Origin of the sequence: Arthrobacter oryzae (genome assembly GCF_030812315.1) — a bacterium.
Lineage (GTDB): Bacteria > Actinomycetota > Actinomycetes > Actinomycetales > Micrococcaceae > Arthrobacter > Arthrobacter oryzae_B.
Genome location: NZ_JAUSSM010000003.1, coordinates 422,706 through 436,309 on the forward strand (window position 1 = coordinate 422,706; position 13,604 = coordinate 436,309).

12 protein-coding genes and 1 tRNA gene are annotated in these 13,604 nt (G+C 65.9%); 7 read left to right on the forward strand and 6 right to left on the reverse strand.

Features of this window, described 5'->3' with window-relative positions; genetic code table 11:
* Positions 1-3: 3 nt before the first annotated feature.
* Positions 4-1,662, reverse strand: coding sequence for a substrate-binding domain-containing protein (locus J2S97_RS08765; protein WP_307048383.1), 1,659 nt, complete (start codon positions 1,660-1,662; stop codon positions 4-6).
* A gap of 271 nt (positions 1,663-1,933) precedes the next feature.
* On the opposite strand from J2S97_RS08765, the gene J2S97_RS08770 reads away from it, so the two are divergent.
* Positions 1,934-2,737 carry a dioxygenase family protein gene (locus J2S97_RS08770; RefSeq protein WP_307048385.1) on the forward strand — a complete coding sequence of 268 codons (804 nt, stop codon included), beginning with the start codon at positions 1,934-1,936 and terminating at the stop codon, positions 2,735-2,737.
* Positions 2,738-2,851: 114 nt separating this feature from the next.
* Here J2S97_RS08770 and J2S97_RS08775 read toward each other — a convergent pair.
* Positions 2,852-2,924, reverse strand: a tRNA-Lys gene (locus tag J2S97_RS08775).
* 224 nt (positions 2,925-3,148) lie between these two features.
* On the opposite strand from J2S97_RS08775, the gene J2S97_RS08780 reads away from it, so the two are divergent.
* The 3 genes from J2S97_RS08780 (at position 3,149) to J2S97_RS08790 (ending at position 5,798) form a co-directional block, all read left to right on the forward strand.
* Positions 3,149-3,808: a hypothetical protein gene (locus J2S97_RS08780; RefSeq protein WP_104176160.1), complete on the forward strand. Its 660-nt coding sequence runs from the start codon at positions 3,149-3,151 to the stop codon at positions 3,806-3,808.
* A gap of 354 nt (positions 3,809-4,162) precedes the next feature.
* The gene (locus J2S97_RS08785) at positions 4,163-4,780 is read left to right on the forward strand and encodes a DUF47 domain-containing protein (RefSeq protein ID WP_307048387.1); all 618 of its coding nucleotides are present in this window, start codon (positions 4,163-4,165) and stop codon (positions 4,778-4,780) included.
* 1 nt (position 4,781) lies between these two features.
* A complete protein-coding gene (locus tag J2S97_RS08790) occupies positions 4,782-5,798 on the forward strand; it encodes an inorganic phosphate transporter (RefSeq protein WP_307048389.1) in 1,017 nt (338 codons plus the stop codon).
* 90 nt (positions 5,799-5,888) lie between these two features.
* Here the strand turns inward: J2S97_RS08790 and pstB are convergent, their stop codons facing one another.
* The 4 genes from pstB to pstS all read right to left on the reverse strand — a co-directional run bounded on the left by pstB (position 5,889) and on the right by pstS (position 10,077).
* Positions 5,889-6,668 carry a phosphate ABC transporter ATP-binding protein PstB gene (pstB, locus tag J2S97_RS08795; RefSeq protein WP_307048391.1) on the reverse strand — a complete coding sequence of 260 codons (780 nt, stop codon included), beginning with the start codon at positions 6,666-6,668 and terminating at the stop codon, positions 5,889-5,891.
* Positions 6,669-6,713: 45 nt separating this feature from the next.
* Positions 6,714-7,826, reverse strand: coding sequence for a phosphate ABC transporter permease PstA (gene pstA / locus J2S97_RS08800; protein WP_307048393.1), 1,113 nt, complete (start codon positions 7,824-7,826; stop codon positions 6,714-6,716).
* Positions 7,827-8,759 carry a phosphate ABC transporter permease subunit PstC gene (pstC, locus tag J2S97_RS08805; RefSeq protein ID WP_307048395.1) on the reverse strand — a complete coding sequence of 311 codons (933 nt, stop codon included), beginning with the start codon at positions 8,757-8,759 and terminating at the stop codon, positions 7,827-7,829.
* 196 nt (positions 8,760-8,955) lie between these two features.
* A complete protein-coding gene (pstS, locus tag J2S97_RS08810) occupies positions 8,956-10,077 on the reverse strand; it encodes a phosphate ABC transporter substrate-binding protein PstS (protein ID WP_307048397.1) in 1,122 nt (373 codons plus the stop codon).
* 235 nt (positions 10,078-10,312) lie between these two features.
* Between pstS and J2S97_RS08815 the strand changes: the two genes are divergently transcribed.
* From J2S97_RS08815 to J2S97_RS08825, 3 genes are all read left to right on the forward strand, one after another.
* The gene (locus J2S97_RS08815) at positions 10,313-11,440 is read left to right on the forward strand and encodes an FUSC family protein (RefSeq protein WP_307048399.1); all 1,128 of its coding nucleotides are present in this window, start codon (positions 10,313-10,315) and stop codon (positions 11,438-11,440) included.
* Between the two features lie 86 nt (positions 11,441-11,526).
* Entirely contained in the window at positions 11,527-12,900 is a 1,374-nt protein-coding gene (gene radA, locus J2S97_RS08820; RefSeq protein WP_307048401.1) for a DNA repair protein RadA, read from the forward strand.
* Between the two features lie 18 nt (positions 12,901-12,918).
* The gene (locus J2S97_RS08825) at positions 12,919-13,560 is read left to right on the forward strand and encodes a class I SAM-dependent methyltransferase (protein ID WP_307048402.1); all 642 of its coding nucleotides are present in this window, start codon (positions 12,919-12,921) and stop codon (positions 13,558-13,560) included.
* The last annotated feature ends 44 nt before the right edge of the window (positions 13,561-13,604 follow it).

Genomic DNA, 13,604 nt, shown 5'->3' on the forward strand with positions numbered 1-13,604 from the left:
TAGCTATTGTGCTCGAGCCTGCAGCGCATCCACGAACACGCCCGGAATGTCCTGCGGATTCCTGGCCACATAGCTGGTGCCGCCAGTGGCTTCGGAAATCTTCCGGAGGGTCTCGGCGTCGGCGTCTTCGGTAATCCCGATACTGACGATCACCACGGGCTTGGCCGGGTCCTGTTCACGCCGCAACGCCTCCAGCAGCTCCTCCAGGCTCAGGGAGTCCGGGTCTTCGTTGGCTCCGTCGGTGAACAGGATCACGCTGTTGACAGCGCGGGCATCGTAATTCGCCTTGACCGTCCGGTAGGCGGCCAGGGTCGAGTCATAGAGCCCCGTGGCGCCGCCGGTGCGCTTGTCCAAGCCGGAGATGTCGGCCACGAGCCGGTCCCGCTGCGTCACGCCGCCCACCACCTCGCCCATTTTCCTGATGGGATCGAGCTCCACGTAGTCCTGGCTGCCGCCGCCGAGGCCAATGGAAAACGCCCACATCCCCAGCGCAGCGGTGTTGGGAAACAGCTTGCTGCCCGCAATGGCCGCCTGCTGCGTGAGCTGCATGCGGGTCTGTGTCCCCGCCTGGAAGTTCATGGAGCCTGAGACATCCATCACCACCAGCGACCTGAACGGAATGGCCTGGAGGGACCAGCCTTTCAGCGTCCGCTGCACGGTTTCTGTTGAAGCGGGCTTGAGGGCGGCAACGCTTCCCACGCCTTTCCGGTCCGGGGTGCGGCTGCCGCCCACGGGCCGAAGGCCGCTGTCGGCGAGCGCCTGCTTTCCGTCCTCGGTCGCCATGGCGGAAGCCAGCGCCTGTGCGGCGTCGGCTGCGGCACCGCCGCGTGCCCGACCCGCGGCGGTGAGGGCCACCGGGTAGTCCAGCGACACGGACCCGGTGTGCGGCACCGACGCTGAAAGCCCGGCCCCGGGAGCCGTCTGCGCGAAGGCCAGCCAGGCCTGCTCCGTAACAATGGCGAATCCCCCGCCCGAAACCACCGCCTCGAGCTGTTTGGCATCGGTCAGCTTCTCTCCCGTGCGTTGACTCTCGCTCTGGGCGAGCTGGGCGGTCGCGGCCTGAAACGTTTTGTCGTCCGCGCGGCCGGCCTCCACTTCGGAGAGGGCTCCCAGCAGCGCCATTTCCCCACTGCCGGTCACCAGCGGATCGCTGAACCTGACGCCGGGAGCCTGCAGCGCGCTGAGCCAGGCGGCAAAGCCGGGGACTTCCCCCTGGCGGCCGACAATAACGCCGGGCGTCGAGGCGAGGGACGGCACAGTGATTTCAGGCGCCGCGGCAGTCACCACCCGCTGCACCCGGACCGCCGAATCGGCTACCCACAAGTCCGGGGCATCCTTGCCCGCAGTCACCGAGCCGGCAAGCTCAGGCTGCGTCCGTGTTTCGATGGTGTACTTCACACAGGCACCGGTGGGCACCTTTGCCGCCGCGCTTTGCAGGGCCGGGGCGATGCTGGCGTCGGCGCCGACACGAACTGCGGCGGGGACGTCACAGCGCGCGGCCGCGAGGGGTGACCGGCTGCCCGTGATCCAGATGACGGCCGCGGCGGCGACGGCGATGGCCACCATGAGGCCGACGACCATCACTATCCGGGGCCAGAAGAACGGTGACTTACGGGGAAATCGGCCGTGGCGCTGCGGGCCTGCTGCTCGGCGACCTGACATGGGCGCGGTACCTAACTGCTGGGGATCCTGGTGGGCGGTTGGTGATTGCCGGCCACTACCCGTCGAGTGCGGGAAACCCCAAGATTGGCTGCAAATCCGTCCCAGTATACGTAAGTGAGTGTCATCACATCGGAGCGCTCTTCCGCCGCGGGGACGGTCCACGGGATCAACGACCGGACCACCTACGCGAACGGGGGCCCGGCGTAGCCCACGGAAAAATGGTCGGAAAGAATTACTTGAAGATTCAAGTAAAAAGTCTTAGACTGGAGGCATGACGCAGACACTTGACCGCCCGCCGGTACTCTTCCTGAGCCACGGCGCCCCTCCCCTGGCCGACGACGCCCGCTGGACCAGCGAACTCGGCGCCTGGTCCGGCACCTTCGGCAAGCCCAAGGACATCCTGATGGTGTCCGCGCACTGGGAGAACGCGCCGGTGACCCTCAGCGCCACCTCGCGGAACCCCGGGCTCGTCTACGACTTCTGGGGGTTCCCGCAGAAGTACTACGACGTCACCTACAACGCGCCCCGGGCGGCGGAACTCGCCACCGAAGTGGAGAAGCTCGTTTCCACCCACGGCCACCACGTGGAACGCGACGAAGGGCGCGGCCTGGACCATGGCGCGTACGTGCCGCTCGTGGAGATGTACCCGGATGCCGATATCCCGGTGGTCCAGATGTCCATGCCCACCCTGGATCCGCAGGGCTTGTTCAACCTGGGCAAAACGCTGGCCCCTCTGCGGGATCGCGGGACACTCATCGTTGGCTCGGGCTTCACGACGCACAACCTGCGCTGGTTCAACCCGTCGGCCGGACCGGACACGGCGCCGCCTTCCGTCTCCAGCGAGTTCGACCACTGGGCAGAGGAAACCCTGGCGGCCGGCGACGTCGATTCCATCCTGGACTTCCTGCACAAGGCACCGGCGGCCCGCGAGGCGCATCCGCGCAGCGAGCACTGGGCGCCGCTCTATGTGGCCTTGGGTGCCGCCTACGAGTCGGGGGACCTGAACGCCAGGACGGCCATCGACGGCTTCTGGTTCGGCCTGTCCAAGCGCTCCTGGACGCTCACCGGAAAATAGCACCGGCAGGTAGCGCAGGGACCCCAGGCTCGGACAAACTGTTTCCGGACAACAAAAAACCTCCGGCCTCCTGTTACCAGGAAGCCGGAGGTTTTCCACTCTTCGCTAAAAGAGTGGGCCCTGTGGGGATCGAACCCACGACCCACGGATTAAAAGTCCGATGCTCTACCAACTGAGCTAAAGGCCCCAGCTGACGGCCATGAAAACGGGCGGCGAACGCACGCAATCGGACTGTCAGCCCAGTCCATTTCTGGACGTTAAATACTGTACCGCACGCCGGGGGCAGGGTTTTACACAAACGGCGCGTGGCGCCGTCGTGCATTCACGGCCGTACGGCAGCTGCCTCCAATACTCCTTAAGCCGCCCGTCGGCAAGCTCGATAACAGAACAGCACAGGAGTAGCGTGGGGGCATGAGCGAGCAAGCAGGATCCAAGGCCTACGGCGGCGCAAACCGGCATCACAAGCCGAAACCTTTTGCGCCCATCGACTTTGAGCCGTTCGCGGGCGGTGCAGACCCTGCACGGGTGTCCGAGGCAGCGCACCTGGCCGCCCAGGCGCTGGTCCGCCACGGCCGCGACAGCGATGATCCCAAGGTCACCAAGCGCCTGGTCAAGCTCGCGGACGAACAGGGCCTGGAAGCCATTGCCGAAATGTGGGCCGAAAGCCCGGCACGCTCCCTGCCCGGCGCCCTCTGGCGCCTGTACGCCCTGCGGGCAGCCACCATCCAGGATCCCGAACGCATCTCCGTGTACTTTAAGGCAGGCAAGGACACGGCACAGGTTTCCAATGTGGTTGCCGGTGCCGCAGAGCCGCCGGGGGCGGACGAAATGAAGACGATGGCGGATGCCATCCTCTCCGGCGCGTTCGACGGCGAGTTCGACGTCGCGCTGGAACGTTCCGCAGCTTTTTGCCGGGTAGTGGCCCTGGGCCAGGCAACCCTGGCCGACGGCGCCGACCACAGCAACGAGAACCACGCGAGCAAACTGACCCGCAACTCCCACCTCCTGGTGAAGACTGCAGAGGACCTGGAGCACGCGGCGAACGCATGGCGGCTGGGCGAACTGGACTGACCAGCCGGACCCCGATGGGCTCCGCGGAATCGCGGGGCCAGCCGGGCCGCGGGCTCCGCGGCAGTGGCGGCTTCGCAAGTCCACCACTGTTACGCACGGAGGGGCCCGGCTGTCAATGTTGACTTGGTTCAGCCAAAGTAGAAAACTGAAACTGGTGCCGAACCGCGAAACCCCCGGGCTTCAACATTTAGCCGCCTAGAGCGGCCTACCGCCGAGAGGCGTATCCGGTTCGGCACCACTTTTATGCCCGGATACATCTGCCGGTAAAGTAGTCCCCATGTGCGGGTCAACGTCAAGTCACATGGCCCAGGGGCCACATTCCATGCCTTCGCCTTCCCACACCGGAACCCGAAGGTGAAGCTCCGACTCTTCCCGCAGGAGCCCGCAGGGCTGCACCTGCTTTCGCAGATGGCCCGTCAGATTGTCGTCGCCACCGGAACGCTGGCTGAAATCCTCGGCGTCCCGGCCACGGAGCACAACCGCCTTGTTGAAGACATGCACGATCACGAGGCCAAGTCCGCTGAGCTGCAGTTCGCGCTGCTGACGCACATGCGCACCAGCTTTGTGAATCCCCTGCCCCGCGAGGACATGTATGCCTTGTCCCGCTACCTCAACGACGCCATGGAGAAGCTGGACGCCGCCGCGGAACTGGTTGCCCTGTACAAGATCGAACGGTTTTCCAAACGCGCCGCGGACCAGCTGGAGATCATCGCCCGGCAGGCGGAACTCACGGTGGATGCCATGCGCAGGCTGAACAACCTGGACGATCTGGAGGACTACTGGATCGAGATCCTGCGCCTCGCCAAGCGCGCCGAGCGGACGCACCGCGTGTGGGTGGCGGACATGCTCAAGGACATGAAGGGCGCCCAGTATGCCCGGAACAGGGACATCGCCAACCAGCTGGTGGATGTCACCAAGGACATGCGGCGCATTGCCACCCAGGTAGGCAGCATCATCGTCAAGGAATCCTGACGTGACCCTGTTCTTCTTCGCCGCAGTTGTGGCGGTGACTGCGGGGTTTACCTTCCTGAACGGCTTCAGGGACGCGTCAACGTCCGTCGCGCTGGCCGTGCGGACCCGGGCGCTGACACCCACTGTTGCTGTCCTGCTGGCCGCCCTTTTCAACTTCGTGGGCGCGTCGCTCAGCGCGGCCCTTGCACTGCAGGTCAGCAGAAGCTGGATCTCCCTGCCCGACGGAGAAAACGGCCTGTCCATCCTCGTCGCCGGCCTGCTCAGCGCCGTTCTGTGGGGCATTTACACCTGGTGGCGCGGCATTCCGTCCTCGTCCACGCACGCCCTGGTGGGCGGGCTGGCCGGAGCCGGGCTGGCCAGCGTGCTTGTGGGCGGCAATTACGTCGGCGGCGTCAACAACTCCCTGCTGTTCCAGGTCGCGCTGCCCCTGCTGGTGTCCCCCGTGATCGCGTTTGTGGGCGCGTACCTTCTGGTGTGGCCGGCCACCTGGGCCGCGCGCTATACGCCGCCCAACGTGGTGAACAGCCGCTCGCGCCGGAGCCAGGCCATCGCCGCCGGTGCGGTGGCGTTCGGCCACGGCCTGCAGGACGGCCAGCGGACCAGCGCGGTACTGCTCCTGGCGCTTCTCGCCTCGGGGCTGTCCGACGGCGCCTCCATGCCGGTGTGGGTGGCACTCCTCACGGCCACGATGCTGACCGCCGGCACCCTGGCCGGAGGCTGGCGCATTTCCTACACCATCGGGTACAAGCTCACCCGGATCGATCCGCTCCGCGGCTTCGTGGCGCAGCTGTACAGCTCGGTCATCCTGCTGCTGGGCGCGATCGGGCTGCATTGGCCGGTGTCCACCACGCACACGGTCACGGCCGCCGTGCTGGGCGCCGGGAGCAACCAGGGATTCCCGGTGACCAACCGGAGGCTGGTGATCAGGATCCTGGCCTTCTGGGTCTTCACGCCGGTCGTCACGGCGGCAGCGGCCTTTGTGCTGGAACTATCGCTCTCGCCGCTGGCGGACCTTTAACGCAGCATCGGTTGCTCCACAGGTGCCGTTTTGAGGTGCCAAAACGGCGGTTACGGAGCAACCGATGAGGGAAGGGGCCTTACGGGGCCTTTATCCGAAGCGGCCGGAGACGTAGTCTTCCGTGGCCTTCTGGGTGGGGTTGCTGAAGATGGTGTGCGTCTCGCCCACCTCGATCAGCTTGCCCGGCTTGCCGGTTCCGGCGATGTTGAAGAACGCGGTCCGGTCGGAGACACGCGCTGCCTGCTGCATGTTGTGGGTGACGATGACCACCGTGTACTGGTCCTTGAGGTCGTTGATGAGGTCCTCAATGGCCAGGGTGGAGATCGGGTCCAGTGCCGAGCAGGGCTCGTCCATCAGGATGACCTGCGGCTCCACGGCGATGGCGCGGGCAATGCACAGGCGCTGCTGCTGGCCGCCGGAGAGTCCGGATCCCGGCTTGGCAAGGCGGTCCTTCACTTCGTTCCAGAGGTTGGCGCCCTGCAGGGAGCGCTCCACGAGCGCGTCAGCCTCGCCCTTGGACATCTTCTGGTTGTTCAGCTTCACGCCGGCCAGCACGTTGTCACGGATGGACATGGTGGGGAACGGGTTGGGCCGCTGGAACACCATGCCGATCTGCGAGCGTACGGTCACGGGATCAACGCCGGGGCCGTAGAGGTTGTCGCCGTCCAGCAGCACTTCGCCTTCCACGCGGGCGCCCGGAATCACTTCGTGCATGCGGTTCAGCGTGCGCAGGAAAGTGGACTTTCCGCAACCGGACGGGCCGATGAATGCCGTGACGGACTTGGCCTCGATGTTGATGTTGACGTCCTCAACGGCCAGGAACTTGCCGTAGTAGACGTTCAAATCCTTGACGTCGATGCGCTTAGACATGGTATTCCTTCATTTGCTGGATACGAATTGAATTGTACCGGCGGACTAGCGGCCGGTCTTGGGTGCAAAGGTCCTGGCAATCAGCCGTGCGCCGAGGTTCAGCAGCATGACCAGGATGATCAGCACCAGCGCGGCACCCCAGGCCCGCTGCGAGGACGGATCCGGGTTTGACGGCGATGTGGGGTTCAGGATCTGGGTGTAGATGAACGTGGGTAGCGAGGCCATCCAGCCGCTGAAGACGTTGCTGTTGATGCTGGTGGCGAAGCCCGCGGTCACCAGGATCGGAGCGGTTTCGCCGATTACGCGGGCAATAGCCAGGGTGACGCCGGACGCGATGCCGGAGATCGCCGTCGGGATGACCACCTTGAGGATGGTCCGCCATTTGCGGACACCCAGGGCGTACGCTGCCTCGCGGAGCTCGTTGGGCACGATCTTGAGCATTTCCTCGCTGGATCGCACCACCACCGGGATCATCAGGACGGAAAGCGCGACGGCGGCAACGGCCCCCGTTTTGGTGCCCGGTCCCACAACGGCGAAGAAGAAGGCGGCGGCGAACAGGCCGGCGACGATCGACGGAATACCCGTCATGACGTCCACGAAGAATGTGATCGCCCGGGCCAGCGTGCGGTCCTCGCCGTATTCGACGAGGTAGACGGCGGTCAGCAGGCCCACCGGCACGGAGATGACCGTGGCCAGCAGGGTGATCTGGATGGTACCCAGAAGGGCGTGGTAGATGCCGCCGATAACGGGCGCACCCTCTTCAACGCTCTTGTTGTCGAAGGCGCCGGTGACGCCGTTCATGGAGGTGGTGAGGAAGCCGGGGTCCAGGAGCCCGGGAAGCCCGTTGACCAGGACGGTCCAGATCACCGAGATCAGCGGCAGCAGGGCCACCAGGAAGGACCCGACCACCAGGCAGGTGGCCAGTTTGTCCTTGGCCTTGCGCCCGCCTTCCGCAGCGGCGCTCCAGCCCACGAGGCCGGCCGTGAACAGGATGGCGGAGACAATGCCCCAGCCGAACGCGTTGAAGCCGATGAGGGCCAGGATGGCCGCGCCGATGACCAGGGCGAGACCCAGGACCACGTACGGGGCGAACTTGGGCAGCTGGCCCTTGGTGAGCGCGGAACGCTTGCGGACCGGAGGAGTGAGGGTGGAGGTCATTTAGTTGGCTCCCGAGAATTCTTTGTGCCGGCTGATGATCCAGCGGGCAATCATGTTGACGCCCAGCGTGATGACGAACAGGACCAGGCCCGCCGCGATCAGCGTGCTCACCTTCAGGCCGCTGGCCTCCGGGAAGTTCAGGGCGATTTCAGCGGCGATGGTCTGGTTGCCGGACTGGATCAGGCTGGCGGTGAGGGCGCCGGAGGAGAGCACCAGGGCCACGGCCATGGTTTCGCCGAGGGCGCGGCCGAGGCCCAGCATCACGGCGCTCACAATGCCGGGGCGTGCGAACGGGAGGACCGCCATCTTGATCATTTCCCAGCGGGTGGCGCCAAGAGCCAGCGCGGCTTCCTCGTGCAGCTTGGGGGTCTGCAGGAAGATTTCGCGGCTCAGGGAGGTGATGATGGGAAGGACCATCACGGACAGCACGATTCCGGCGGTGAGGATGGTCTTGCCCGTGGCGGACGCAGGTCCCTGGAAAATGGGCAGCCAGCCCATGTTCGCGGCCAGCCATTCGTAGGCCGGGGAGATTTCCTTGGCCAGGAACGCGGCACCCCACGCGCCGTAGACCACCGAGGGAATCGCGGCCAGGAGGTCGATCACGTAGCCCAGGCCGGACGCGAGGCCGCGCGGAGCGAAGTGCGAGATGAAGAGCGCGACTCCGATGGCGACGGGCGTGGCAATGACCAGGGCAATAACGGCAGCGATCAGGGTACCGATGACGATCGGCCAAATGTAGGCGAAGAAACCCTCGCCACCCTGGATCTGGTCCGGGGAGGCCACCAGGGCCGGGATCGCCTGGATTACCAGGAACAGGGCAACGCCAAAGAGCACGGCAAGGATCAGGCACCCTGCGGCCAGGGCGGCTCCGGAAAAGACTTTGTCACCGGCGCGCCCTGCGCCCCGGGACTGTGTCAGGGAGGTGGTGGTCACAAACGATCCTCTGGGTTCGGATAGAACCGACTGCCGTGACCGGACCGATCCGGTGTCAGCAGCGGCGAAACTGGTTGTACTTCGGACAAACGCCCAAGTTCCCTGCCCCGCCGGACGGTCTGTGACCGTCCCGTCCGGGACAGGGAACTTGGCTCAGGCTCGTGTTTCCACTATGCCTTGCTGTGCTGCGAATCCCCTAGGACTTGACCTTGATGGTCTCGATGGCCTTGGCAGCCTTCTCCTGGAGGTCCTTGGAGAGCGGAGCCGACTTTGCGGCGTCTGCTGCAGCCTGCTGGCCGGCGTCGGACACTACGTAGGTCTCGAAAGCCTTCACCAGGTCAACGGTTTCCTGGGTGGCATACGAGGAGCAGACAACGTGGAAGGAGACCAGGACAACCGGGTAGGCGCCTTCGATGGTGGTCTTGCGGTCCAGCTTGATGGACAGGTCGTTGGCGGAACGGCCCTCTACCGGCTTGCCGGCATCGACAGCCTTGGCTGCGGCCTCGGCCGAGATCTTGGTGAAGGTTTCGCCCACCTTGATCTGCGCGATCCCAAGCTTGCCGCTGACAGCCGAATCATCGGCGTACGTGACGGCACCCGGGGTGTCCGTGACGGTCTTGACCACACCGGAGGTGCCCTTGGCGTTCTCACCCTTCAGCGAGGCGGGCCATACGCCCGAAGCCTTGTCGGTCCAGGCTTCCGGAGCGGCGGCGGCCAGGTACTCGGTGAAGTTGGTGGTGGTGCCGGAGTCGTCAGAGCGGTTCACCGGAGTGACCTTGAGGTCCGGAAGCGTAACTTCAGGGTTCATGGCCGCGATTGCGGGATCGTTCCAGTTGGCGATCTCACCGCGGAAGATCTTGGCCACGGTGGCGGCGTCAAGCTTCAGTTCCTTGACATCCGGGAGGTTGAAGGCAATGGCGATCGGGGAGATGTAGACCGGGATGTTGACGGCACCTTCGGGGCCGCAGGTTTCCTTGGACGATGCGAACTCTTCGTCCTTGAGGAAAGCATCGGAGCCGCCGAACTGTGCGGAGCCGTCCAGCAGGGCCTTGCGGCCTGCACCGGAACCGTCGGGCGAGTACTGGACGTTGGCGCCCTGGTTCGCGGACGCGAAGTTGGTCTTCCACACATCCATGGCTGCGCCCTGGGCGGACGAACCGATGCCGGTCAGCGTGCCGGTGACGTTGGCTCCCGTGGCAGACGGAGCGCCGGTCTGTGCCGTGTTCGTGGCGTTGTCGGAACCACAGGCGGTGAGCGCGAGTGCGCCGGCTGCGATGACAGCGATAGCCGCGTGGCGGCCGAAGCGGAGTGCCTTCACTAGATGTACCCCTTCCAGGGATTTTCTGATGCGTGCCGGACCGGAGACGTCCGAACAAAAGAAGTTGCGTACTTTTGTACCTCTACTGAAGTTATGGGCCTTAGGTAACGGGATATGTGGACCAAGATGAACGGACGGTTAACGACGGCGGGACATCGGCTTACATGTGCAGCGTCACCATTGCGCACATCACATCTCCGGCCGTAGTGCAACGCCAGTGAATAGACTGGAACGCATGGCCCCCGCGACAGGAATTTCCGCAAGCAGAAGATTCCTCCGAGCCAGGATCCGCACCGGTGTGGTCCGGAGCAGGAACTCCCTGGTGCCCGCCATCCAGATGACGGTCTGCGCCGTGGGCGCGTACGCGTTCGCCGAATACGTCCTGGGGCATTCCGGCCCGCTCTTCGCCGCCACGTCCTCACTCATCGCCCTTGGTTTTTCCCGCGATCCGCGGCTGCGCCGGGTCATTGAAGTGGGCCTGGGCTGCACCATCGGCATTGCGGTGGGTGACCTCCTGCTGCACTGGCTGGGCGCCGGGATTTGGCAGGCCGCCGTCGTACTTTTGTTCTCCATCCTGCTTGCCCGCTTCCTGGACAGCGGCACCATCTTCACCACTCAGCTCGGCCTGCAGTCCCTGCTGGTGGTACTGTTGCCGGCTCCGGCCGGCGGCCCCTTCACGCGGAGCCTGGATGCCGTGGTGGGCGGGATCTTCGCACTGCTCGTCACCATCCTTGTGCCCAAGGATCCCCGGCGGGAACCGCGGAAGGACGTGCAGAAGCTGCTGCACGAGCTCGCCGAGGTGCTGCGTGATTGTTCGTCAGCCCTGACGAACAGCGATTCCACCGAGGCCTGGCATGCCCTGGTACGCGGCCGGAACTGCCAGCCGCTGGTGGATGCGATGCGCCAGTCCCTCCGGGCTTCCGGCGAGGTGGCCACGCTCGCCCCCGCCTACCGGCGGCACCGCGACGAAATCGACCGGCTGGAGCAGTCGCTGGATTACATCGACCTCGCGCTCCGCAACAGCCGCGTTTTCGCCCGCCGCCTGACCAGCGCCATCAACCACGCCGCCCTCTCCGACGAGGCCACGGAAAACATCGCGGAGGTCCTGCAGGAAACCGCGGCGGCCATCGACGAGCTGTCCCTGGGCCTGGCAGAGATGCACGAAGGCGCCCGCCGGGCCCATCTCCGGACGTCGCGGCTGGAGCTCGCCGAGATCGCCGGGCGGCTGCATCCGCGGCTGCTGGACGTGCAGCGCCTTGAAGGCGAAACCGTGGTGATGCTGTTCCGCCCGCTGATGGTGGATCTGCTTGAGGCCACCGGCATGGACTCGAAAGAAGCCCGGGACATCCTCCCGCCGCTGTAGCAAGGCACGGTGGTTGAGCTCGTCGAAACCAGATCCCGACAGGCTCGGTCGCCAGTAGTGTCAGCCTCCCCGGATAGTGTGGAGGAATGGCAACCAAGACTTCCCGGGCGTCCAAAGCCCCGGCCTATAAATGCGCCGAATGCGGCTGGACAACCGTCAAGTGGGTGGGCCGCTGCGGCGAGTGCCAGGCCTGGGGCACCGTTGAGGAAACCGGCGCCGCCGTTGCGCGCACGACGGCGGCCACGACCGTCCTGGAGCCGGCCCGCCGGATCGCCGAGGTGGACGCCACCACGGCAGCGTTTTTGCCCACGGGCGTGGACGAGCTGGACCGCGTTTTGGGCGGCGGGCTGGTCCCGGGCGCCGTCATCCTGCTGGCCGGTGAACCCGGCGTGGGAAAGTCCACCCTGCTCCTGGATGTGGCGGCCAAGTTCGCCCGCACTGCGCAGGACGTCCTCTACATCACGGGCGAGGAGTCCGCGGCGCAGGTGAAGCTCCGCGCCGAGCGGATAGACGCCGTCGCGGATTCCCTGTACCTCTCGGCGGAAACGGACCTGGGCCAGGCCCTTGGCCAGGTGGAGAAAATCGAGCCGCGGCTGCTGATTGTGGACTCCGTCCAGACTCTCAGCAGCGCGGATGTGGACGGCAGCGCGGGCGGCGTTTCACAGGTCCGCGAGGTTGCGGCTTCCATCATTTCCGCGGCCAAACGGCGCAACATGACCACGCTGCTGGTGGGCCATGTGACCAAGGACGGCTCCATCGCCGGACCGCGGCTGCTGGAGCATCTGGTGGACGTCGTGTGCCAGTTCGAAGGCGAACGGCATTCCAGGCTGCGGCTGCTGCGTGCGGTGAAGAACCGGTACGGCCCCACCGACGACGTCGGCTGTTTCGACCTCAACGAGGACGGCATCCTGGGGCTTACGGATCCCAGCGGACTCTTTGTGAGCCGCACCAAGGAGCCGGTGTCCGGCACGTGCATCACCGTGACCATGGAAGGGCGCCGGCCGCTGCTGGCCGAGGTGCAGTCCCTCCTCGCCGAAAGCCCGAATTCGCAGCCCCGCCGGGCCACCAGCGGCCTGGACAGTTCACGCGTGTCCATGCTGCTGGCTGTGTTGCAGCAGCGCGCCGGCTGCCTGCTGCACAAGGACGATTCCTACGTGGCAACAGTGGGGGGCGTGAAGCTCAGCGAACCCGCAACGGACCTGGCCGTTGCGCTGGCGGTGGCCTCGGCCAAGGCGCGGAAGCCGCTGCCCATCCGGCTGATCGCGTTCGGCGAGGTGGGCCTGGCCGGGGAGGTCCGTCCCGTTCCCGGCATCAACCAACGCATCCAGGAAGCCCACCGGCTGGGCTTCACCCATGCCGTGGTCCCGGCCAGCCACAACGGCCCCGGCCCCATCCCGGCCGGCTTCTCCGTCCGGGAAGTGGAACACTTGACGGAGGCGCTGAGCCTACTTATCGGCTAGGGGCGGATGGAGCGACGGATGCCGGGACATAACAGCCGAAATTCATCCTTCGGGCAATGCTTCGCACGCGTGGGTCCGCGCATGGACGCCCGCGGGGCAGCTGCCCACCGCCAACGCCTCGTCGAGGCCGCGTACGGAGATGTGGTCGAAATCGGGGCGGGCTACGGGGCCACCTTCCCCTACTATCCTTCCGCCGTGACCAGCGTGCTGGCGCTCGAACCGGACCCGACGCTCCGGGCGCTGGCGCTGGCCGAGGCGATCAAGGCACCGGTTCCCATCACGGTTCTCGACGGCGTGGCGGAATCACTGCCGGCGGCGGACGAATCGGTGGACGTCGTGGTCTCGAGCCTCGTGCTGTGCAGCGTGACGGACCAGACCGCCGTCCTGGCGGAGGTGCACCGCGTCCTCCGGCCCGGCGGCCTGCTGCTGTTTTACGAGCATGTCCGCTCGGCACACCGTGTGCTTGCAGCTGCCGAGGACCTGATAACGCCACTGTGGGGCCGGATGGCTGGCGGCTGCCACCCAAACCGCGACACCGCTGCCGGGATTGCAGCGGCGGGCCTCACCTTGCAGCGCGTAGACCGCTTCGGCTTCTCAGCACTCCCCGGCAATCCGCGGGTGGCCCACATTATTGGCGCAGCGGAGAAGGCCCGGCCATGAGGTTCCGGGCATGACAAGGGGCGCCTGCCGCATTGGCAGGCGCC

Excerpts from the sequence above, each read along its gene's own strand:
- pstB (WP_307048391.1), bottom strand. The coding sequence starts at position 6,668 with ATGTCTAAGCGCATCGACGTCAAGGATTTGAACGTCTACTACGGCAAG.
- radA (WP_307048401.1), top strand. The coding sequence starts at position 11,527 with ATGGCAACCAAGACTTCCCGGGCGTCCAAAGCCCCGGCCTATAAATGC.
- J2S97_RS08765 (WP_307048383.1), bottom strand. The coding sequence starts at position 1,662 with ATGTCAGGTCGCCGAGCAGCAGGCCCGCAGCGCCACGGCCGATTTCCC.
- J2S97_RS08780 (WP_104176160.1), top strand. The coding sequence starts at position 3,149 with ATGAGCGAGCAAGCAGGATCCAAGGCCTACGGCGGCGCAAACCGGCAT.
- J2S97_RS08815 (WP_307048399.1), top strand. The coding sequence starts at position 10,313 with ATGGCCCCCGCGACAGGAATTTCCGCAAGCAGAAGATTCCTCCGAGCC.
- J2S97_RS08770 (WP_307048385.1), top strand. The coding sequence starts at position 1,934 with ATGACGCAGACACTTGACCGCCCGCCGGTACTCTTCCTGAGCCACGGC.
- pstA (WP_307048393.1), bottom strand. The coding sequence starts at position 7,826 with ATGACCTCCACCCTCACTCCTCCGGTCCGCAAGCGTTCCGCGCTCACC.
- J2S97_RS08825 (WP_307048402.1), top strand. The coding sequence starts at position 12,919 with ATGCCGGGACATAACAGCCGAAATTCATCCTTCGGGCAATGCTTCGCA.